This is a genomic window from Peptoanaerobacter stomatis (genome assembly GCF_000238115.1).
GTDB lineage: Bacteria > Bacillota > Clostridia > Peptostreptococcales > Filifactoraceae > Peptoanaerobacter > Peptoanaerobacter stomatis.
Genome location: NZ_JH414547.1, coordinates 132,545 through 152,954 on the forward strand (window position 1 = coordinate 132,545; position 20,410 = coordinate 152,954).

At 32.1% G+C, this 20,410-nt stretch carries 32 protein-coding genes; all 32 read right to left on the reverse strand.

All coding sequences use genetic code 11. From position 1 onward, the window contains the following. Nucleotides 1-3: 3 nt before the first annotated feature. The 32 genes from HMPREF9629_RS02045 to HMPREF9629_RS02185 all read right to left on the reverse strand — a co-directional run bounded on the left by HMPREF9629_RS02045 (nucleotide 4) and on the right by HMPREF9629_RS02185 (nucleotide 20,101). Nucleotides 4-597 (reverse strand): C40 family peptidase, encoded by a 594-nt coding sequence (locus HMPREF9629_RS02045; protein WP_009524654.1) that lies wholly within the window; start codon nucleotides 595-597, stop codon nucleotides 4-6. Further along, entirely contained in the window at nucleotides 598-1,005 is a 408-nt protein-coding gene (locus HMPREF9629_RS02050) for a hypothetical protein (RefSeq protein WP_009524655.1), read from the reverse strand. A 4-nt stretch (nucleotides 1,006-1,009) separates the two neighbouring features. Beyond that, on the reverse strand, nucleotides 1,010-1,267 hold the full coding sequence (locus HMPREF9629_RS02055) for a hypothetical protein (RefSeq protein WP_009524656.1): 258 nt from the start codon (nucleotides 1,265-1,267) through the stop codon (nucleotides 1,010-1,012). After that, nucleotides 1,251-1,565 carry a hypothetical protein gene (locus HMPREF9629_RS02060; protein WP_009524657.1) on the reverse strand — a complete coding sequence of 105 codons (315 nt, stop codon included), beginning with the start codon at nucleotides 1,563-1,565 and terminating at the stop codon, nucleotides 1,251-1,253. The genes HMPREF9629_RS02055 and HMPREF9629_RS02060 overlap by 17 nt, the downstream gene beginning before the upstream one ends. An 82-nt stretch (nucleotides 1,566-1,647) precedes the next feature. Beyond that, complete coding sequence (locus tag HMPREF9629_RS11715) at nucleotides 1,648-1,818, reverse strand: hypothetical protein (RefSeq protein ID WP_009524658.1); 171 nt, start codon at nucleotides 1,816-1,818, stop codon at nucleotides 1,648-1,650. Further along, the gene (locus tag HMPREF9629_RS02065; RefSeq protein WP_009524659.1) at nucleotides 1,811-2,821 is read right to left on the reverse strand and encodes a hypothetical protein; all 1,011 of its coding nucleotides are present in this window, start codon (nucleotides 2,819-2,821) and stop codon (nucleotides 1,811-1,813) included. Before HMPREF9629_RS02065 ends, HMPREF9629_RS11715 begins: the two co-directional genes overlap by 8 nt. A gap of 10 nt (nucleotides 2,822-2,831) precedes the next feature. Next, complete coding sequence (locus HMPREF9629_RS02070; RefSeq protein WP_009524660.1) at nucleotides 2,832-3,839, reverse strand: hypothetical protein; 1,008 nt, start codon at nucleotides 3,837-3,839, stop codon at nucleotides 2,832-2,834. A gap of 158 nt (nucleotides 3,840-3,997) precedes the next feature. Next, a complete protein-coding gene (locus HMPREF9629_RS02075) occupies nucleotides 3,998-5,017 on the reverse strand; it encodes a hypothetical protein (RefSeq protein WP_009524661.1) in 1,020 nt (339 codons plus the stop codon). Then, on the reverse strand, nucleotides 5,014-7,194 hold the full coding sequence (locus tag HMPREF9629_RS11270) for a phage tail protein (RefSeq protein ID WP_009524662.1): 2,181 nt from the start codon (nucleotides 7,192-7,194) through the stop codon (nucleotides 5,014-5,016). The genes HMPREF9629_RS02075 and HMPREF9629_RS11270 overlap by 4 nt, the downstream gene beginning before the upstream one ends. Then, nucleotides 7,194-7,547 (reverse strand): DUF5361 domain-containing protein, encoded by a 354-nt coding sequence (locus HMPREF9629_RS02090; RefSeq protein ID WP_009524663.1) that lies wholly within the window; start codon nucleotides 7,545-7,547, stop codon nucleotides 7,194-7,196. Before HMPREF9629_RS02090 ends, HMPREF9629_RS11270 begins: the two co-directional genes overlap by 1 nt. Before the next feature lie 14 nt (nucleotides 7,548-7,561). Further along, entirely contained in the window at nucleotides 7,562-7,831 is a 270-nt protein-coding gene (locus tag HMPREF9629_RS02095; RefSeq protein WP_009524664.1) for a hypothetical protein, read from the reverse strand. A 15-nt stretch (nucleotides 7,832-7,846) separates the two neighbouring features. Next, nucleotides 7,847-8,401 carry a phage tail tube protein gene (locus HMPREF9629_RS02100; protein WP_009524665.1) on the reverse strand — a complete coding sequence of 185 codons (555 nt, stop codon included), beginning with the start codon at nucleotides 8,399-8,401 and terminating at the stop codon, nucleotides 7,847-7,849. A 14-nt stretch (nucleotides 8,402-8,415) separates the two neighbouring features. Continuing rightward, complete coding sequence (locus HMPREF9629_RS02105; protein ID WP_009524666.1) at nucleotides 8,416-8,748, reverse strand: hypothetical protein; 333 nt, start codon at nucleotides 8,746-8,748, stop codon at nucleotides 8,416-8,418. Further along, a complete protein-coding gene (locus HMPREF9629_RS02110; RefSeq protein WP_009524667.1) occupies nucleotides 8,745-8,978 on the reverse strand; it encodes a hypothetical protein in 234 nt (77 codons plus the stop codon). Before HMPREF9629_RS02110 ends, HMPREF9629_RS02105 begins: the two co-directional genes overlap by 4 nt. Further along, entirely contained in the window at nucleotides 8,971-9,309 is a 339-nt protein-coding gene (locus HMPREF9629_RS02115; protein WP_009524668.1) for a hypothetical protein, read from the reverse strand. Before HMPREF9629_RS02115 ends, HMPREF9629_RS02110 begins: the two co-directional genes overlap by 8 nt. Beyond that, a complete protein-coding gene (locus HMPREF9629_RS02120) occupies nucleotides 9,302-9,691 on the reverse strand; it encodes a phage Gp19/Gp15/Gp42 family protein (RefSeq protein WP_009524669.1) in 390 nt (129 codons plus the stop codon). Before HMPREF9629_RS02120 ends, HMPREF9629_RS02115 begins: the two co-directional genes overlap by 8 nt. A gap of 2 nt (nucleotides 9,692-9,693) precedes the next feature. After that, on the reverse strand, nucleotides 9,694-9,972 hold the full coding sequence (locus tag HMPREF9629_RS02125; RefSeq protein WP_009524670.1) for a hypothetical protein: 279 nt from the start codon (nucleotides 9,970-9,972) through the stop codon (nucleotides 9,694-9,696). 6 nt (nucleotides 9,973-9,978) lie between these two features. Continuing rightward, a complete protein-coding gene (locus HMPREF9629_RS02130) occupies nucleotides 9,979-10,863 on the reverse strand; it encodes a phage major capsid family protein (RefSeq protein WP_009524671.1) in 885 nt (294 codons plus the stop codon). A 4-nt stretch (nucleotides 10,864-10,867) separates the two neighbouring features. Then, nucleotides 10,868-11,335, reverse strand: a complete 468-nt coding sequence (locus tag HMPREF9629_RS02135) for a capsid assembly scaffolding protein Gp46 family protein (RefSeq protein ID WP_009524672.1) — start codon at nucleotides 11,333-11,335, stop codon at nucleotides 10,868-10,870. 47 nt (nucleotides 11,336-11,382) lie between these two features. After that, on the reverse strand, nucleotides 11,383-11,559 hold the full coding sequence (locus HMPREF9629_RS11860) for a hypothetical protein (protein WP_009524673.1): 177 nt from the start codon (nucleotides 11,557-11,559) through the stop codon (nucleotides 11,383-11,385). Nucleotides 11,560-11,620: 61 nt separating this feature from the next. Then, complete coding sequence (locus HMPREF9629_RS02140; RefSeq protein WP_009524674.1) at nucleotides 11,621-13,033, reverse strand: terminase large subunit; 1,413 nt, start codon at nucleotides 13,031-13,033, stop codon at nucleotides 11,621-11,623. Nucleotides 13,034-13,235: 202 nt separating this feature from the next. Further along, entirely contained in the window at nucleotides 13,236-13,403 is a 168-nt protein-coding gene (locus HMPREF9629_RS11720) for a hypothetical protein (RefSeq protein WP_009524675.1), read from the reverse strand. 3 nt (nucleotides 13,404-13,406) lie between these two features. After that, the gene (locus tag HMPREF9629_RS11960) at nucleotides 13,407-14,738 is read right to left on the reverse strand and encodes an ADP-ribosyltransferase (RefSeq protein WP_009524676.1); all 1,332 of its coding nucleotides are present in this window, start codon (nucleotides 14,736-14,738) and stop codon (nucleotides 13,407-13,409) included. A gap of 2 nt (nucleotides 14,739-14,740) precedes the next feature. Next, nucleotides 14,741-16,210, reverse strand: a complete 1,470-nt coding sequence (locus HMPREF9629_RS02150) for a phage portal protein (protein WP_009524677.1) — start codon at nucleotides 16,208-16,210, stop codon at nucleotides 14,741-14,743. 333 nt (nucleotides 16,211-16,543) lie between these two features. Next, a complete protein-coding gene (locus tag HMPREF9629_RS12725; RefSeq protein WP_009524678.1) occupies nucleotides 16,544-16,765 on the reverse strand; it encodes an HNH endonuclease in 222 nt (73 codons plus the stop codon). A gap of 46 nt (nucleotides 16,766-16,811) precedes the next feature. Then, a complete protein-coding gene (locus HMPREF9629_RS02160; protein WP_009524679.1) occupies nucleotides 16,812-17,123 on the reverse strand; it encodes a YjgN family protein in 312 nt (103 codons plus the stop codon). Nucleotides 17,124-17,256: 133 nt separating this feature from the next. Then, the gene (locus HMPREF9629_RS02165) at nucleotides 17,257-17,670 is read right to left on the reverse strand and encodes a sigma factor-like helix-turn-helix DNA-binding protein (RefSeq protein WP_009524680.1); all 414 of its coding nucleotides are present in this window, start codon (nucleotides 17,668-17,670) and stop codon (nucleotides 17,257-17,259) included. A gap of 191 nt (nucleotides 17,671-17,861) precedes the next feature. Further along, nucleotides 17,862-18,149, reverse strand: coding sequence for a hypothetical protein (locus HMPREF9629_RS02170; protein ID WP_009524682.1), 288 nt, complete (start codon nucleotides 18,147-18,149; stop codon nucleotides 17,862-17,864). Then, complete coding sequence (locus HMPREF9629_RS02175; RefSeq protein WP_009524683.1) at nucleotides 18,127-18,336, reverse strand: hypothetical protein; 210 nt, start codon at nucleotides 18,334-18,336, stop codon at nucleotides 18,127-18,129. The genes HMPREF9629_RS02170 and HMPREF9629_RS02175 overlap by 23 nt, the downstream gene beginning before the upstream one ends. After that, a complete protein-coding gene (locus tag HMPREF9629_RS11725) occupies nucleotides 18,329-18,475 on the reverse strand; it encodes a hypothetical protein (RefSeq protein ID WP_009524684.1) in 147 nt (48 codons plus the stop codon). The genes HMPREF9629_RS02175 and HMPREF9629_RS11725 overlap by 8 nt, the downstream gene beginning before the upstream one ends. Beyond that, entirely contained in the window at nucleotides 18,472-19,839 is a 1,368-nt protein-coding gene (locus tag HMPREF9629_RS02180) for a DEAD/DEAH box helicase (protein ID WP_009524685.1), read from the reverse strand. Before HMPREF9629_RS02180 ends, HMPREF9629_RS11725 begins: the two co-directional genes overlap by 4 nt. Next, nucleotides 19,820-20,101 carry a VRR-NUC domain-containing protein gene (locus HMPREF9629_RS02185; protein ID WP_009524686.1) on the reverse strand — a complete coding sequence of 94 codons (282 nt, stop codon included), beginning with the start codon at nucleotides 20,099-20,101 and terminating at the stop codon, nucleotides 19,820-19,822. The genes HMPREF9629_RS02180 and HMPREF9629_RS02185 overlap by 20 nt, the downstream gene beginning before the upstream one ends. Between the last annotated feature and the right edge of the window lie 309 nt (nucleotides 20,102-20,410).

The window sequence follows — 20,410 nt, forward strand, 5'->3', positions numbered from 1 at the left end:
TCCCTACTTTATAATTTTAGTAATTTTTGTCTTGTTATCCCATTCAGCTTTTAACACTCCAGCTTTAACTAAGTCCTGTAACTTTACATATTGCATATTGTCTTTCATTATCCTGTTCATTTCAATACTTTTGCCATCTATAATATATTTGCCTTTTTCTATCACTTCGATTTCTTCCTTTCTTGCTGGTGAATTATCAGCGAACACAACATTTCTAAATCTTCTATAAAATTTAAACATATCAGTTTTTTCAAGTGTTACTCCATTCCGGCTGTAATTACAATGTATCCAGTATCCATTTCCTGCATAAATACCGATATGATTATACATTCCAAGTCCGCCACTTTCTTTTATTCCTATATCTCCAATTTTTAATTCCTTAGCAGATACTTTATATGAATTGTTCCATTGATGATATGTTCCGTCCGGTACGTTAAATCCCGCCATTTTATATGCCCATACAACAAAACCGCTACAGTCAAGCAATTTAGGTTTATTCACATCGTTATTATAATTGTAATGCTTAGCTCCCATTTTATAATTGGTAAAGCCGATTAAACTTTTAGCATATTTTAATATATCAGCTCTTGTTTTCAACTATATCACTTCCTTTGTACTTTGATTTTTCAAGTTGTTGACTGTTGCCTCTATCTGTGCATCTAAAAATGTATTCAAGTCGCCGTATATCATAGTCAGCGCTTTTTTAGCGTCTTCATTCAGCATTGATAATATCTTCTTCTTTGCCAATTCAAACGCCTCTTTTTGTTTTTCGATAGTAAAATTACCTTGCTCTTTCAATTTCTCAACAAATGTTTGATTTACTGCTATGACTGACTTTTTAATTATATCTGCAACATAATCAATATACTTATCGAGCCTACTGTTTTTTGTGAGCTCTTTTATCTCATTAGATTTCAGATTAAGTAACCTCACGATAAAAGTTGTTAATATGGGAAATATTGCTATTAATAACTGTATTAACGTTGTTTGAAGTTCTTGTTTCATCTTTCTACTCCTTTATCAATTCAACTGTTTCATTATCAAGTTTATATATTTTCTTTAATTTGATTAGATTTTCTGCCTTTGCTTTGTTATAATAAAAGCCCGTAGCTATTCCAAGTTCTGAAAACCAAGCAGGAATTAGATATGCTAATGGGCTTAAATCATTAGTTTTGTACATCATAAAAAAAGCAAACAATGTTAATAGCACTATGAAAAATGTTACAAAGCAAAATATAAATTTGCTAAATTCAATTTTCTTTTTCATAAACACCTCGTAGCTGACTTTCAAGCATATCAAGTCTTTTATGTGCTTGCTTTGAGCTTTCTTCAACTTTAACGATTCTTTCTCTGTTTTCTCTTATTTCTTCTTTTGCATTAGACATCTCTGATTTTATTTCAGTTATACCATTACTGATGTTTTCTAACTTTACTATAACTGTTGTCATTTGACTCGCACTATTTCTTTCATCTTGTGACTGATTTCTTTTTATATTAGATAACCCTGCATATATTGCAAATCCAACAGATACAATGGGTACTAATATTGACAACTCCACACTCATAAATACACCTCTCTTTTAATTTAAGGCAATAAAAAAAAGACCTATTAAGTCCTCATTTATTGCCTTGTATCATATTAATTTCCTAAACAACACTTCCAAGTATTATATAACTTGTACCTTCTTTTATCGCTATCACTCTGTCATCTGCCTTTGGGGCATAACTTTCAAGTCTTTTAAAAGATTTTGCAGTGTTATCTCCGTCTAACAGAACCAGAAAAGGATCAGTTTTTTTAACAATTCCTGCTCTATACACGTATAACCCTCCTTAATTTGTGTTTCATTCTTCCGCCTGCTTTTAAATTATCTATACTCCACGAAGTTTCAACGTAATTATCATTAATTTCATAAGATTTCAAATTAAGTTCAACTAAATTCAAATACCAATGCTCGGTATTTATTGCCGTTTCAATTTCAATATGTTCGTATATATCACTTGAATTATAGCAATCTTTTTTTGTAATAGCGAATAGTGTATCACTGTCAGCAACATTGCTTACTTGTTTATAATCAATTATACGCCTATCTCGTGATACGGTGCTTAATATACTGTCTGGATTATCATTGATGTATTCAGCCCTTACAGGTGGATTTATTGCACTATTATTACTTACCCTTATAAATACATTCGGTACATTAAATATATCAATTTCTTGTGTAACATTTTTATATATTATACTTGTATCTTTATCATCTGTATAAATTATTTCAGGCGTTCTGTCACTTGGCAATTCATATTTTTGGGCATAAAATACACCAAATCTGTCAGTTAGTAGAGAGCTGAAATTTATCAAATTCAACAGATTGTTTATTATTTCCAAAGTTGACATGCCTGCATTAAAATATATCTCAGCTTTATTAGTTGCGTTTGATTCTATAGAAGAGAAGGCGTGTGAATATTCAAATAGTAAAAGCCCAACATAGTTTATAATATTAGTAAAGCTTGGAGTTATAAAATCTATTTCTGCTTTTTGTTGCTGTATAAGTATGCAGCAATCATAACCAGTAATACGTATAGTCTTGTTAAATCTGTCTCTAATACTTGTTACTATAATAACAGTAGCGACAACTTCATTATAGCTTTTTATAACAAGATATTTGCCATTATAATTATATCCGTCATCTTTTATGAGCATATTAACACTTAACTTTATAACAGATAAGCTGTCATAATCAACTTGACAGCTTACAGGATAGACATTTTTAACATATTTATGATATCTATCTAAAATTTCAAAACTAAAATTATATTTTCTCAATTCATATCACCTACTCAAATACTTTTGAACTGTCATTTTCTATCATATCAAAAGATAATCTTACATATCGGTCATATCTATCATTATACGATATCTTCTTGTTCATAAGATTACATATAAAGCCGTTTCCATAGCTATCTCTATAGGATACTTTTTCTGCTTTAAACAATCTGTCAATAACTTGCATATCATCAATTTTAATTAGACAAGAAAATGAACCTTTTTGATAATGTCTCGTATCTTGTTCAATATCAGCAGTAGCTTTACCGAGATACTCAACAACTACTTTACCATCTAATGTATCAAAATCAGCAGAAATATCAAGATTAAAATTATGAACTTCTTTTGTATCTAAATTGGTAAATAAAAAACTTTTCACATTTACTTTTCTACTTCTTATTTCGCTTATTATAGATTTGTATTCATCATCACTTGATATTATATAGTAATAATATCTCACACCGCTTCTTACATTACTGTCTTCATATACAAAATTACTCTCAGATGTAGTATATATAGCTTTAGCTTCATTAAATTTTTCATCTGTGCATCTGAATAAAGTATGCGTAATGGCATTTTTAAAAGTTGAATTTCCATTTACAATAATTTTATAGTCTTCTGTGTATAAACTTAATTTAGTTAATCCTTCTGTACTATACCAAACTCTTATTCCCTCTTCAATAGCATTACTGCTTTTTTCTTTGAGCTCATTATAAATAGTTACTTTTATGTTCATAACATAATCATTTGCTAATAACAATGCTTTTGTTCTATATGAATTATCTTCTCCTCTTATAATACCGCTATCTTCTTTTACAAAAATCCATTTATCATCATATCTGTAATTTCTTGCTATATCAAATTCTACTCTGTAATATCTTTGCAAATTGATTTTCTTCCAACTTATAATCATATAGTTTTTTCTAAAAGGACCTTGTAGAGTAAATTCAGGAGGTTTTAATCCACCATATAAACTAAAAGTAGCTGTTTTGCTATCTTGTTTAACAACACCATACACAGTATTTGTTACAGTTAATACTATTTTTGCAAAACCGTCTGTTAATGTATTGGGTTTTAATTCGACGCTTTTAGCTATATCACCGCTATTATCATATTTTTTTATACCGTTTTGATATATGCTTATATTATAGCTTTGCTGATTAATACTTTGCCAGCTTATCCATATTTTTTTTCATAATTTCTTGAGACATTCGAAGGTTCTAAAGAATTTATCTGAACATAAGGTCTATTTGTAATAATCATAGTTGTATTCATTTTATCTTCAAATATACTGCTACCGATTTCTTTTTCAATACTTAATAAAACTTCATGTTCTCCATTATACAAAACGACATCTTCAGGTATTTCAAATTTAAAATTATCAATATCATTTTTGGACAAATTGAATACACCTACAAAAGCATTGTTTAAACTTTTATTATATATTCTAATTTTTGCACTTATATTATCAAGATTTTTACCTTTAAAAGTTATAACGTTGTTTATAGCTTTAAGTTCAGTTAATTTAGGTCTTGTATCTTTTAAGCTTACATTAACATCATCACTTGCCCATGCACTTTCACTGAGAGCTTTATTATTTGTAAACTCAACTTTCAACGATATTTTTAAACTTCCCTCTACTGGACTTTCAAGCCACAAAAAATCGGAAGCATCTATACTATAAAAAGTTTCTTTTGCTCCGCTGTATGTTTTGACAGAATTTCCTTTTGTTGCAGTTATAGTGAATTTTTCTTGCATTGTGCTGTTCCACTTTATCACTATATGTTCAAATAAACTATTTCCTTCCACACTCGTTATTTTTACAGTAGGAGCTGTTTTAGTTTGAGCAGTTATAGAAAATTGCACAGATTTATTTCCTGTCCATGATGTATTAAAAGTAAGAGGTTTTATTGCATTTATCCCATTACTTTGATATAACGCGTTGATTTCATCTGCTATATTAATTTCATGGGATTGATTATTTTCTTTAAAATGAGCTCTTCCACTTTCGCCATAATTTCCTATAGAAAAATATCCTTCAGCAATATCGCCATTTGAATTTAACATGCCATATAAAAACACGCTATAGTATGCTCTTATAATATTATACATAGACTTATCACTGATTTTTTGTAATTGCTCGGCATAATTATTATCGCTACCACCTAAACTAATTTTTCCATATCCCTGCTTCACTGTACAACCCCCTTTCTTAAAAGTTCTCTTTGTGTGTATGGTTGATTTCTTATCTCTTGAGTTAGTGTATTGATAGATGATAAGATTTGATTTATTGCTGATGAATAGTCTGCCTCACTCTTATACTCGGTGTTTTTTTCTTTATCAAATGCTATGTTTTGTCTGTTTAAATTTGCTGTAATTTCTTTCTCAAAATTGCTGTTTATCAAAAAATCTGATGTAGGATTTAAACTGTCTCTTACTGAACTCATCAAATCATCAGTAGAACTTAATACAGATTTTTTAGCACTATTAATACCGTCAGCTATAATTGTAAAATCCAATTTATTTAAATCTCTTAATGGTCCTTCTTTGGCAGGAGAAAACGGAAGATAGTTTCTAACAGAACTTACTACATCACCTATGGCATCAGTAACAGTTCCTATAGCACCTTTTATACCATCTGCTATCATATTTACTATATTTGCACCTGCATCTTTAAAATCTCCAAACCAACTTTTAATCTCGTCCACTGTATTTGATATTATATTTTTAATAGAATCTACAACATATAAGGCTTTATCTTTTATACCATTACCTATATTTGTTACTACAGTACCTCCATATTTAAAAAAGTTTATTACAAGTTCTCCTATAGCAGATAACAATCCCATTATAGCGTTAATACCTGAGCCTATCAGTTTACTTGTCATGCTTGCTATTCCTAATGTTACTTTTACAAGCATATCAATACCAAACACAAAAAGATTCGGCAAAAGCTTTGCAAATTCAGTTAATACGCTTATCGTCAATTTTGCTATTGCTACAATAACATCAGGAATTTTTTCTATGATTCCACCTAAGACAGAACCAATAAGTTCATATCCTGATTTTACTAAATTAGGGTAATTTACAAGAAATGTGGATATGATTTTACCTATTAATTTTAGTATGCTTTCTCCAATTGCAGGTAAATTATTTATAATTCCACTTGCTATTGAAAATAATATATCTTTTCCTGCATTTAATATAACAGGGAGATTTACAAGTATAAACTCAACTATTTTAGATAAAACATTGCCTACAGTATCAATAAGTTGAGGTATATTGCTCATAAGTCCGTTTGCTAAATTTTTAATAATTTCTATACCTTTTTCTAAAAATTCAGGTAATTTTTCAGTTATACTGTCAAGCATATTTATAATTACACTTGAAAAATTGCTTAAAGCTTCCGGATATCCATTAATTATACCTTCTGATAACTGTGTTATTAAATCAATACCACCTTGCATAAAAAGTGGTGCACTGCTCTCAATAAAAGCAAAAATTACAACGGGTATATTCTTCACTATATCTACAACCATAGGTATAAAATTATTAAATAGAAAAGTTGAAGTTGTTTCTACTAATCCTTGTAATGATTGTTCTATATTTTCACCTATAGCTATACTTCCAAGCACATTTTGAAAAGCAGATTTCATAGCAGAAAAAGAGCCTTGTAAAGTTTCAGAAGCTTCTTTTGCTGTAGTACCTGTAATTTCTAATTTCCCTTGAATAGCGTGTATAGCAGAATATACATCTGATAAGTTATCAATGTTATATTTAACACCTGTAAGTTTTTGAGCGTCTACAAGCAATCTTTCCATTTCTTTTTTTGTACCGCCGTAACCCAGTTTTAAGTTGTCAAGCATTGTATAGTTTTGTTTGGCAAATCCTTGATATGCCGTTTGGATACTGCTTATATCAGAACCCATTTTATTTGCATTGTCCGACATATCTACCATAGCCATATGAGCTACTTCAGCAGCTTTTTTAGTATCTCCTGCTGTAGCTTGTAAGAGCGATGCTGAAAATGATGTTACATTACTCATATAGTCATTAGCACTTACTCCCACAGTCTTATATGCATCTTGTGCATATTTTTTTACCATATCAGCATTATTTTTGAAAAGAGTCTCTACTCCACCTATTGACTGCTCAAGTTCACCTCCTTCAGTAAGGGCTGACCCTATAAGTTTTCCTATTCCTGCAATTGCAAGAATTTTTTTCAACATTCCTATCAAACTGCTACCTATTCTTTGACCTGCTATATTCCCGGCACTTTGTGCTTCTCCATCCAAAATATTAGATATCGCCCCGCCTATCCCTCTTGCAGACGGTACTATTTGCACAAAAGCTTTACCTAATTCTGTAGCCATCATCTCACTTCCTTATATCTTGCTTTTAAAAAATCCTCACTACTATGAAAACCGATGATTTCATCTTTTTTAACGTCATTAATTATATTTAATATTGATTTAGGTCTGTTTCTGTTATATTTTGCGTCCTTTGTCTTTGTCCATAATAACATTTTGAGAGTGTCGCATATTGACGCTAACAAAAGAGTATTGACAGGCACTTTTTGACCTGCCATCTTCATCTTTATTCTGCTATCTGATTTTAACCCACATGCAAAAACAGCCACACTCATAAGAGGTAGCTGTTTATAATCATAGATGTTATATGTCTGCGCCAAATCGCAAATTAAAGAATTTTCATCAGTTTTTATCATTTTAGCGAGGAATATTAGTTTTTTACTTGACTTGAGTTGAATATTTCTGCAATTTCCTGTCCTACCAAGTCAGCAGGTACAATATCGTCTGATGTTCTTAGATGATCATATAATCTTTGCTTTTGCTCCGCCCCAAGTAGTAATGTCAGTGCTTTAGGGAGTAATAAAGGATTGTTGTCTACTTCCGCAAATATTTCAATCAGCTCAAAATTATTCAATCTATCTTTTGACAATTCATACTCAAAGCCTGACTTAGTAACTCCTTTTATTGTATTATTATCCATTTTTTCACCTTTCTTTTATGGTTTTTGAATGTACTCATAGTGTGTATTTCCATCAGAATCAGGTACACAAGTTATAGTTGTCTCGTATCCTATCGGATCTTCATCAGTATACGATATTTCGCCAATCTCTGATACTGTGCCGTTAGGTATTACTATTCTTTTTAATACACCGCCTTTTAACACCATATCTATAACCAGACAATGTGGTGTTGGCGGTGTGGAATTTGCCTTTATAACTATACCTGTATCAAGTGTGCCTGTTACATTTTTCTCACCATATACCTCTTTTAATACATCTATATTCATTGTTTCGATGAGAGTATATTTGAATGTATCATCTTTTTCTTTTTGGACTACTGCGACAGTATCTCCGCCCCAAGCCTTTATTTTATCGGTGTCCATACTATTTTCGTTTGTCAGCCCGTCTTCACTTACATATCCTAAGCCTTTGAATTTTTCGTCAAGTGCAGCAGTTGCATTGACAGGCAATGTAGTACCAAGTGGTGCGGAATATATCGCACCGCCAATTTTCGGTTTTCCAAAACTTACATTTTCAGTGTTATTTGCCATTTCTTCAACTCCTTTTAATATTTAATGTCAAATATCGCTTGATATCTATATTTTTTTGTAGTTGTATCAGTAAAATTATAATCACTGTTCAATTTTACAAATGCGATATCATCAAGTTCTATCATATTTTCAACAGTTTTTTTAAGTTCATCATTTAACTTTGCGGCCTCATACATACTCTTTGCATATGACTGAAATGCAATTGTAACAGAGTATGTATGATTTTTCTTACTGCTTGATGTCTTCTCAAAAATAACAAATTTTTCAGGTTCGTTTTTTTGATGTTCCATAAACACAGGAACGCTCATCTTGTCTTTTAAATAATTATATATAGTTAATTCAATCATTTTAGTGCCTTTAGTATAGTATTTTCTTTAAGATTTTTATAATATGATTTAATACTGTTTGTCTTTATCAAAACATTAGCTCTATTTCTTCCAATATGAGTATCCGATTCAAAACCATCTCCACATCTGCCAACTATTTCATCAGCTTTTTCAGATAACACCTTTTTCATATCCTCGCCTTTTAAAAGCTCTCTTACACCAATTTTATTGAGTTTAAAAACCTTACTCATAAGACTCCACCATTACCTTTTTATTCCAAGATAGAGGTACAAGATTTTCTATACCTTGCGTTACCTTGCTGAATACTCTCCATTTTTGTCCAAAAAATATTACTTCCTGATTTTCCCAAATATTTGTATCTCCCTTTGGAATAGCAAGAGTATATACAGCCTTTTTACCATATAAATTCAGTGAATTTGTGATATCATCTGTAGTAGGTTGTCCTATAAGCACATTATTAACTTCTATGTTTTTTTTATCATATATAGCATTGCCGAAAGGGTCTTTTCCGCTTTCGATTTTTGATACTAATATGACCTTTATACCTTTTAATCTACCCATACAACTCTATCACTCCTAATTTTTGTCTTTTAAGCCCAAGCCTTGCAAGTTCAGATTTTTTGATAAAAAGTCCACCGCCCGGTACAAGATATGTTCCTTGAAATGTATATCCAAGTGCAGACTCACTACTTTGTATCATCGGTTCGCTATCTGTTGATGTCATAAGAGTTCTTGCTATTATATCTACAGTTACGGACTTGACTACATTCGCATAGGATATGCTGTCTTTTATCATCATATCAAGGTTTTTACCTATGTTTTTTGCCTCTACTCTTAGAGAATCGGACACTATAGGTAGTAGTGCATTTGCCTTTTCTATCTCATCAGGTTTTAAAGGTCTAAACAGTGCAGTTATATCATCTATAGTTGCATAGTTTATCATTTTTATCTACCTTTCATCATCAAATCATATAATTCTTGCTTATTAGCTTTTGGATTATATTTTATTCCAAGTGCATCAAGCTCTTGCATTATTTCTTTCTTGCTAAGCTCTGCTACTTCATCACTTTCTTCTTGTTCTTGATTTTCTTCATTATCATCTTTTTTATTTTCATCTTGCTTATCTTGAATTACTTCATTTTCATCATACACTATCCAATCACCGCCTGAAATAGTGCAAGGACTGTCAATGACAGCCCCTGTTTTAGTATTTCTATATCTCATATTACTCTAAGCCTCCACAATTCTCACAAACGATGCTCCGTCCATTATACCCCAACCAAGATATACTTCTGCTCTTAGATATACTTGATTGTAGCCTTTAAGGTCTTTCCCGGAGTTATCAGGGTCTCCATATTTTATAACTTCAAACGGTATTTCTTTTGCATAGCCCCATTTGACCATATTTGCAAAATCGCCTATTATAGCCCTGTCTTTTACTGTAGCATTTTCGACAGTCCTATTGATATCAGCTTTAAGTCCGTTAATTGAGCCGGGATTTGCTCCCCAAGCAAGTTCAGGAAATAATCTTACTCCGTTTACTTTCATCTTGGCAAGTGCTGATGAAAATATAGGGGATATTGCCAGTCCGTTTACATCTCCCTCACTACCGTGTATCATAGCAATTGCGGCTTCGATATTTGCGTCAGGGTCGTTAGCTGTAAATGATACTGTTTGCGTTACTATATTGTCAAAATGATTTGTACCTATGACACTTGATGCAGTATTTGTTCTTGGATTGATACCGTGAAATGCCATAAGGTCAAGACCTTTTGCCACCTTTTTTGCAAATCCGTCATTAAATGCCTTTAATATGTTAATCTTATCTTCTTCGCTTGAATATATAAATTCATCTGATACTCTTGCTCCATATTCAACCTTTATAGGTACTATTTTAACAGGTTCTACGCTGATACCGCCGTGAGATTTTTTGCCATTTTCAGCGACAACATCAACTTCGTTATCCATTGTAAAGATAAACTCTTTTTGACCGTTAAACGGTATAGGTGTTTGTGATGATAATACCGAAAGTGAAGATTTACCCTTTACTTTGTTTATTAGATCCGTTACTAATTCCTGGTCGAATAATGTTCCTCTTGATAATACATCTGCCATTTTCTTATTCTCCTTGTTCTAAATTTCCTAATAATTTTTTATAACTTGCATCTTTTATATCTATCTTGGGTTCGGTAGACTTCAAAGGTGCCACGGGTTTATTTTTACTTACAAATTCCGATAATGCCTTAGCATCTTTTGTTAAACTTTCTTCATCATCTCCTTTCAATCTGTCTGCAAGGCTGTAAGGTATTCCGTTTTCAAGTGCTATTTTCATTCTCATGCTGTTAAGTTCATAGCCTTTTATTTTAGTATTAAGTGCCTCTATTTCCTTGCTGTGATTTTCTTTTTCTGTATTAAATGTCTCTACACTTTTTTTCAACTCTATAAGTTCATTTTGAAAACTGTCCCTTTCTTTTTTGACCTGTTCATAATCTTCATACTCTTTAAGTATGTTTTCTTTTTGTCTTTTAAGTCTGTCAGCTATTGTCTTGTCAAGTTCTTCTTGAGTTGTTATAGCTTTAAATTCCATTTTTATTCCTCCCATGTTTAGCCCCATGTCTGGGTAATTTTTATATATTATTTTTCTGAAAGCGACCAACCCGCAATATTTTCAATTAAAAATTTTGCTTGTCTGTCTAATTGAGATGCTTGCCCAAAATAAGCAAACTTAATTTCATTCTTTGTTTCTTCAAATCCTTTTACTTCCTTAAAATACGCTACATTTCCGTTATTAAAATAAATTGCTAATTCCATTTGTAAACTCCTTTTTTATAAATATTTTTGCATAAAAAAACACTTTAATAAGTGCCTGAATTTAATAACTTACTTTTTGTTTGCTCTTTTGTTTCTTTTCACTTGCTAAATAATGTGCAAGAATGACACTGTCAAGCAGGGCTATATCTCTATCTTCAAATTGACTTTTATATCCGAATCCGCCTTGACTTCCTATCCACCTTTTTTCACAGTTTGTTGCAACTGCTGTGAGCGAGGGTTGATTGTTATGCAGTATGCTCTCTTGAAATATACCTTGCTCAAATTTTGCATTTGCAATGATTATTTCCTTTACACTCGGTAAAATAAGATTTGTTTTTATACCATACTCTTTCATCTCGTTAGCAAGTATATTTTGACCACTTGCTCCGTCAATTATTACTTTATCTATATTAGCATTTTTCAAAAAATTAATTATCCATAGATTTCCGTTTCGCACGTTTTGACAATCAATCGCTTCAACAAATATACGATTGCTCAATGTCTTTACAGCTATAGACATTGCGACATTAATACCGTCTTTACCGTATTTTATTCCCACATACAATTTACCTTTGAATTTCGGCAAGCTATTTACTTTTAGTCTTTCCCAATCTTTTTCTGATATAGCAGACTTTTGATTATATTTAAGCCATAGACCGAGCCTTTGGATGTTAAAATCTACGTCATCTGTTCCTATCTCATCTTCTATGCTACGCTCTGTAAATATAGTGCCAAGTGACGGATTGCACATATACCATAGCTCTTTATCATGCACATCCGACATTTCATCAACAGACCATTCAGCCCAAGCAGTATTTTTCATACCACCCTCAAGTGCTTTATTTCGCATATTTACAAAAACTGTACCGCCTGATACTACCGTTGGCGGTGTACCGCAAAATATTGTCTGTGGATTCTTACTGTCTGTAACTACATACTTTAATGCACTTTCTTGGTCGTCCGTGTACTCTTGAGCCTCGTCAATAATCAAATAGTCAAAGCCCTCACCGAGTCCGCCCTTAGCCGAGCGGGTACGAAAACATATTACACCTGTATACTCCTTAATCATCTCTATCTTCTCAAGACCGAATTGTCTTAGTGCCTTGTAGTCTTCTTTTTCTACAAAACCGATATCATTAAGGAATTTAATAAGTCTTTCAAAAGCTGCGTGAGATGTAGTAGTTCTATGTGCAGTATGTAGACCTTTTTCTCCGCTAAATAGACCGTATAACTCCCTTATAGCCACAACCTCATTTTTTCCATTTCTTCTCGGTAACGAATATCCGAATTTTGTATGCGTCCATAGATTGTCTTGATTTTTAGCTAATAAGTGTTTAAGTAGGTTCTCTTGCCATATCTGCTCCTTTCTGCCTGTTTTCCTGTACAGGTCAATAGCCTTTTTATATTCACTTTTTACTGATGGCAAAAAAACTGACTTAGTAGGATTTTGATTGCCTATCCTCGTTTTAGCCATCTTATCTCCTTCCATTTTTTACCTTGTGTCCAAGTATTTTTTGCATTAAAAAAGACACTTTAATAAGTGCCTATACAAAAGGTATTATACCTTTTACATCTTTTAATAACTCCTTAAATTTTTGCATTAAAAAACCACTCTTTTGAGTGGTTTAAAAATTATATTAATTTACAAGGTTCTCAAACAAAGTTACTAACAATCTTTAACAACTAACTTTCTGTTTTTCTCTCATTTTTTTTGCATACTCGTTTGCTTTTTTTATTCTTTCTTCCGATAATTTTTTCTGTTCTTTGTTCATTATTCGCGGTGTTTCGGAATCTATTCTTTTTCTATATATTTTTTCTGCTTCTATACTACTGAGAGCATTCATTTTCTATTCCTCCTTGACTTTGTAAATATACATATCTCCACTAAGATTATCTATAAATTCTAATTGTGTTTCACTATTTAATAAAAATTCTCTTTGTTTTTTAAAATTATCAAAACTCAACCTTTCAATATACGCCCCATTTGAATTTTTAGGAACTATTATCGCAACATTCGGCTTTCCACCAATGACACCTCTTTGAGATACAGATGTACTTAAAAATTTATTCATAGTTTTATTCAAAGATTCTGGGCTTATATCGTTTCTGTAAACTATTATATCACTATCTAAATTATTCTTCAATAGTGCATTTTTTATGTTTGAATAATAATTTAATATCATTATTTCTTCCTTTTCATTTTCAGGATTATAATTACCTTCTAAATATCCATTAATTTTTTCAAATAAATTTAATCCATCCTTATCTTTTCCATTGTAAGTATATTTTGAAATAGCCTTTTTTTCCTCTTCTGTTAAATTTTCAATCCAAATATCTGAATCTCGCCTTAATATATCCACTACTTTCTCTTGACTTAGTGGATTATACCCTAATTCATTTGCTTTTGTATACGCTATATTTTTCAAACGGATATTTTCATCCTTTCTTTCTTGTGACATTTCTATTCTTTTTTTAATCTTATCACTTTTGTAAATTTCTGTCCATTTCTTTGTATGAACATTTTGCTTTTTTTTACCTCCCGGAGAATACTCCACTGTACATCTGCAAAATCTATGTCGTCTATATACATCAGGTGGCACTTCATAAGGATAATCATACTCTCCTACAAGTGCTTCACACCAATCACAACAATGTCCTGTAGATTTTCGTATAATTTTAGGTTGCATACCTAATTTATATTGAAAATCAGCATTTGCCTTTACAGTATCATCAACAATAGATTGAGAAAAATTTTTTACAGGTTCATCAAACATCCACTGCACATTCTCAAAATCATCATCTGATACTTTTTTTACCATATTATCAATTCTGCTTTGATTTTTTTCAGCCCTTACACCTTTTATATTAAACCCCGCTTTTTTATTGATTATGGTTTGAATATCTCTTGAATAGTCGGATATTAGGTCATAGTTCTTGCCGAGAGTTTCATTTAATATCTTATCAGCAATGCCGTAACTTATTTTTCCATCAGGAAACATATCAACAGACAGATTTTCTTTAAATACATTTGCAAGCATTTCTCCTAATTCTATTGCAAATTCGTGTGCCTGTCCATACTCCACATCTCCATTTTCAAGTTTTTCAACTAAATTTTTAATTTTTGAGCTATTAGCGTATTTATTGTTAAATTCATCTCTTAGCTTAGATATTATATCCATCACTATACCTCTTGTATTACCTTAGTCTCATCAAGCATTCTTGTTGCCTCGTCATTTGAATATCCCATTGAAACGAGCAATCTTACTCCATTTTCTTTTGATAATACACCTTTTTGATAATTACCAAGTAGTGAGGTAACTTCATAAGTTGATATTATCCTATTTGCCTGTTTATCACTTTGTCCGTTATTTTCTTCTACAGATTGCATATCTGCTTGTATCTCTTGCTTTTCACCTTTTATACCTGTAAGGTCTCTTAACACTTTCGCAGAAATATACCCCGGCACTGCCTGATTTATCTTTATTGCTCCGTCACCGACCAATGACAATGTACTTGCGTCAGGCTCAAAAACAGGCTCCCATTTTACTTTTATATTGTAAAACTGATTTCTAAGATATGGATAGTCATCACGCAGACAAGCCGCAAGATATCCTACATTAAGCAGCCCTGATGAAAAGCTCCTTTGTGCTTTTCTTGCCATTACTCTAAGTGTCTCATGGCTTGCCTTTATAGCTTCACTTGAACTTGGATTATCTGATACAAACCCCAAATCATCAAGCGTTAGTCCTGTTTCTCCCGCAAACCCCGCAGCTGCCATTCTTAACTGCTCCGTAAATGGAGACATGGATGCCGTTGTAAATTGACCAAGCACAGGCTTATCTCCCTCTTCATCTTTACTAATCTGTAGCATAGATGTTATTGTGGCTTTCCACGTGTCTAACGACTCAGCATCATTATTCATACCTAATATATATTTTTGCGGGAATGAATAAAATTCAGCCGTTACATCTGCTCTTTCAAGTGTCCTTTTAGCGTACTTTTGCCAATACATAGCCGACCTTGATATTCGACTGCGTCCAAACGGTCTAACAGCGTCAGGTCTGTGTATTATTGGCACTAACAGAGGATATTCAACATTATGCTCATATATTTCATCTTGCTTGTCTTTATAGTATATTATCGTCTTTTCAGGTAATAACAGTGCCTCAACAGTTGCATTACCATTATCATCTTTTTCAAGTATCGCATAGCCATATTTGAGTAGCCCTGTTATAGGATCTATTATGCCTGTAGCGTTATTAGCCTCTATTACTTGCAATCTCGGTATATCATCATTTCCTTTTGATATATATACAAAACAACATGAACCGATTAAGGCTGATAGTATAACACTGTCAAAGAATACATCCGGATTGTTCATATTAAAGATTTCGTTTATCTCGAAATTATCATCTTCAAATTCTCTGAAAATCAATCTATCCGCTAAGCTATCTACCGCTTTTCCACACCAACCAAGCACTGCTCTGTATCTTGCTCTGATATGCTCAGGTATTGTTATTCCATACATCTTATCGTTATATTTCATGTCATATTGCTTGTATCTGTGTATTACTCTTTTCTCATAATTCGCAAGTTTTTTTCTTAAATATTCCAATTTCCCGTTACCATTAGTTTTTTCTATATTAATCATTTTTTATTACTCCTTTTATTTTCTCAGCGAGAAATATGTACAATGACGGCGTGAACCTCTTAAGAGCTTAAAGAGGGGGAGTTATGCCCCCATAAGCACTTTTTCTCTTAAAAAATGAAAAAAGCTCTTTATTTTATGCCTTTTTTACGTTTTTTGACCAAAAATCATCTTTTCTATAATTTTCATGATTTTAAACAAATTTCACTTTTTTTACTATTTATTGTAATTTTGCCAATCAATTGTTTGTGGCAAATTTCTGTTTCCAATAACTTCTTTGTCTTGTTTTTTTTCTTGAGTGACAAATAGTTTATCACTCTTAGCCCTGTTACATTGTCAATGAGCTAACTGTAGGTTGTTAATGTCGCTTGGATGTCCACCTTTACTAATGGGCACTATATGGTCTATTACAGGTGATAGTGGGTGCGGTGCTTTTAAGGACATGTCTATAGGGTGCCCACATATTTCACATGTGTTCCGTGTTTTTAATATCTTACGACGATTACTCTCATATACTGCTCTGTGTCCACTTTGCTTGTCCGCTCTTACTTTAGCCATATAAAATATATACTCCCATTAAAAAAGGCGTCTTTAATAAGATGCCTTAATTTTCAAATTCAAGATTTTTAGTTTTCCATTTTTTAAGTGCTATACCAACCCAAAAGCCATAAATACCAAAAGTTATTATTGTTAGTAATAACCATTTTATCCAATTACCAAAAAGACCTATAGCAGTACCTTTAAATCTTAATCTTCTTCCATCTAAAACTGTGTGTTTAGCTTCCCAAGAATATATCATAGTTATTGCCCAAGGAAAGCAAATACCAAGAGTAAGCGTAGTTACTATAAATCCTAAAATATACCAACCTATTAGTTCTAATAAACCACCATCAAAATAATATTCTCCGCTTGCCATTATAATTCCTCCTAAAAAATTATTTTTATCCATTCTATTATAACAAAAAAGACCTCATTTAAGAAGTCTTTTTGCTGATAAAAAATATTTTTTAGGAGTTTTCCACGATACTATTGTATCACATCTTAGTGGGTCATTGTGGGTCAACTTTTAAAATTTTTTCAAAAGCCTTTCTTTTCGTTCTTTTTACTGTACTGTAACTCCTATTTATTTTTACAGCTATCTCCTCATTATTCATTTCCTCGAAGAAATACATTTGAATTATCAGATACTCCTCACCAAATAATATTTTTTTAAGCTGCTTATTTAAGTATTCTTTTTTATCACACAACTCATCAATATCAGCTGTTATCTCTCTTTCAAGGTCAATTATCTTATCAACTGTATTGGTAAAATCACATTTTAATCCACCTGATAGTTTTTCTTTTGAGTAGTCAATACCCTGTAGAGTCTTATAATATCTTCTGACTTGTGCTAATTCTCTTTCTTTTGCATCAATAGTTCTTGATAATTGTCTAAGATTGAATAGCTCATATTTTATCCCCATTTATCCAACTCCTTTATATTTTTCCTTATTTCTTCAATTGCTTTTACTCGTAAATTCAGTTTTATCTACTTGCACTCTATTTCTTTCATAGTTTCATAATCAACAATAATGTTTGACTTTGCATTGTCAGCTTGTTGAATTATTGCATTTAATAAATTCTTTATTTTATAATTCATCTTCTTCTATCTCCTTTATATTTTTATCTCCATTCCTGTTTCTTTCTTGATAACTTCGTGTAGTTCTTCAAGTGTTACTACGTTGTTTTCTACGCATTTTACTTGTTTTAATACTTCTTCTGTGAACAGTTCTAATCTCTTTTTGCCAAAGCTGTATTTATCACGAAGCACTATAAGAGGTATACCTAAGAGCATTATCATTGATTTTTCTGTTATTTCTTTTTGAATTAATGCTCTTGTTACTTGTGATTGCGTCATATATACTTGCTTTGCTTTTGCTTTATGATAGACTTGTTTCTTCATATTCTATCTCCTCTATCTTATCTAATTCTTCTTCATATTGTTTTATTAACTTTTTTATTTTTTCATTTTGATTTTCTAATTTTTCTTTTAAGTGTGGATTTTTCCACGCTAAATATATATTTGTATCTATGTCATCTCTTAACTTTGATATTTCATCTTCAATTGCTTTTACAACCAAATCATTCATATTTTAATTTCTCCCGTATCAAAATTTGTTTATTCTTTAATTTTTTTAGCAGTTCTCTCTCATCTGCTTGTTTTAATGCTGACTTTATTATTTTTATTTCTTTATCAGTTAGTTTTTTTGTTACACTTTCAAGCATCATTTTTTCACCGCCTCGATTCTTGCTTTTAAACTGTCCATTAACATTTGTTGCGTGTCGCCTTTTTCCACAAGAGCTTTAGCCACGTCTTCATCTCTTCCGCCTTTTACGAGTAACTGGTGAATGAATACTTTTTGCCTTTGCCCTTGTCTGTGTAGTCTTTTTATTGCTTGTTGATACAGTTCCAACGACCAGTTGAGCCCAAACCATATCATATGATTTCCTCCATCTTGCAAGTTTAATCCGTATCCTGCACTTGCGGGATGCGCAAGTAGTATGTCAATTTCCTTATTGTTCCAATCCTCTTGGTCTTGTATGGTTTTAAGTTCTCGTACTCTTAAGCCTTTTGGTAGGGCTTTCAGTATCCTTTCTTTGTCGTGCTGAAAACTATAAAATATCATTACACTTTGACCATCAAGACTTTCTAATGTCTCAAGTAAAGCGTCCATCTTGCAATCATGCACATGATGGACTTTCCTATCCTCATCATACAGTGCGCCATTGCAGAGCTGTAACAGTTTATTTGAAAGTGCTGCACCACTTGTAACTGATATATCCCCCTCGGGCAATTGTAATATCATTTGCTTTTCAAGTTCTTTGTACTGCCTTTCTGCTTTTTCGTCCAATTTTATCCAAATCGGATTATCAATTAAATCGGGCAATTCGAGATAATCTTGTTCGTTCATAGATATACATATATCTTTTATCTTGTCTGATATCACTTCGTTAGCTGTATTTTTTGCTGTATATTCGTGTCTGCCTGATGAATCTACTTGATAGCTGTCGAAGTAATGCGCCCTGAACTGTCCGATTGTCTTATGCAGTCTTTCGCCTTTGTCAAGTAAATATATCTGAGCCCATAAGTCCATCAGGCTCTTAGGTGCAGGTGTTCCTGTAAGACCTATAATACGGTTTATGTGAGGTCTTACACATTTCAACGCCTTAAATCTCTTAGCTTGGTGATTTTTAAAACTCGACAGCTCATCGATTACTACCATATCGAACGGCCACATGTTCTTGTAGTGGTCGACGAGCCACTGTACATTCTCACGGTTTATTATATATATATCTGCATTCGTATTTAATGCCCTTAGTCTTTTGATTTGAGATCCAAGCACTGATATTATTCTAAGATTAGTTAAGTGATCCCACTTTTCTGCCTCAGTGTTCCAAGTCATCTCTGCTACTTTCTTAGGCGCTATAATAAGCACCTTAGACACTTGAAATCTGTTGTATATTAAGTCATTTAATATCGTAAGCGTGATAACCGTCTTACCAAGCCCCATGCCAAGAAACAGCCCTAATTCTTTTTGTACTATACCACGTTCAATGCAGTATCTCTGATAGTTATGTGGTTTGTATTTCATTGATAAGATCATCTACTTTCTGTTTACTGTTAATCATTCTCACATCAAATCCCAAATTCCTTATCCTTGCAATTTGCATATCCTGCATTTTGCTTGTTTTCCCGTGTTCATTTTTAAGTTCCACAAATATAATTTTTCCGCCTGGAATTAATACAATTCTGTCAGGTACTCCGTTATTGCCGGGCGAAATAAATTTATATGCTATCCCACCTAAATTTTTTATTTTGTCTCGCAAATATTTTTCTATTTCTTTTTCTAACATTTTTCACCTCAAAAGTTGATTTACTACTTTGGACTACTTTATTGGTAGTCCAGTATATCGTTGACGTATCAATACTTATACGATTTTGGACTACCAAATACGATAAATTTCCTATATACGTGTGCGTATTAGGCGTGTAGACGTGTTACGCGTACGCCTAATTCCTTTATTTTATATTTATATATAAATTAAAGTAGTCTTAGTAGTCATTGATATAAAAGTATTGAGATTACAGGTTTTTGATGGACTACTTTATTAGTAGTCCGTCGGTAGTCTTAGTAGTCCGTAAGAAGACTACATGACTACCAA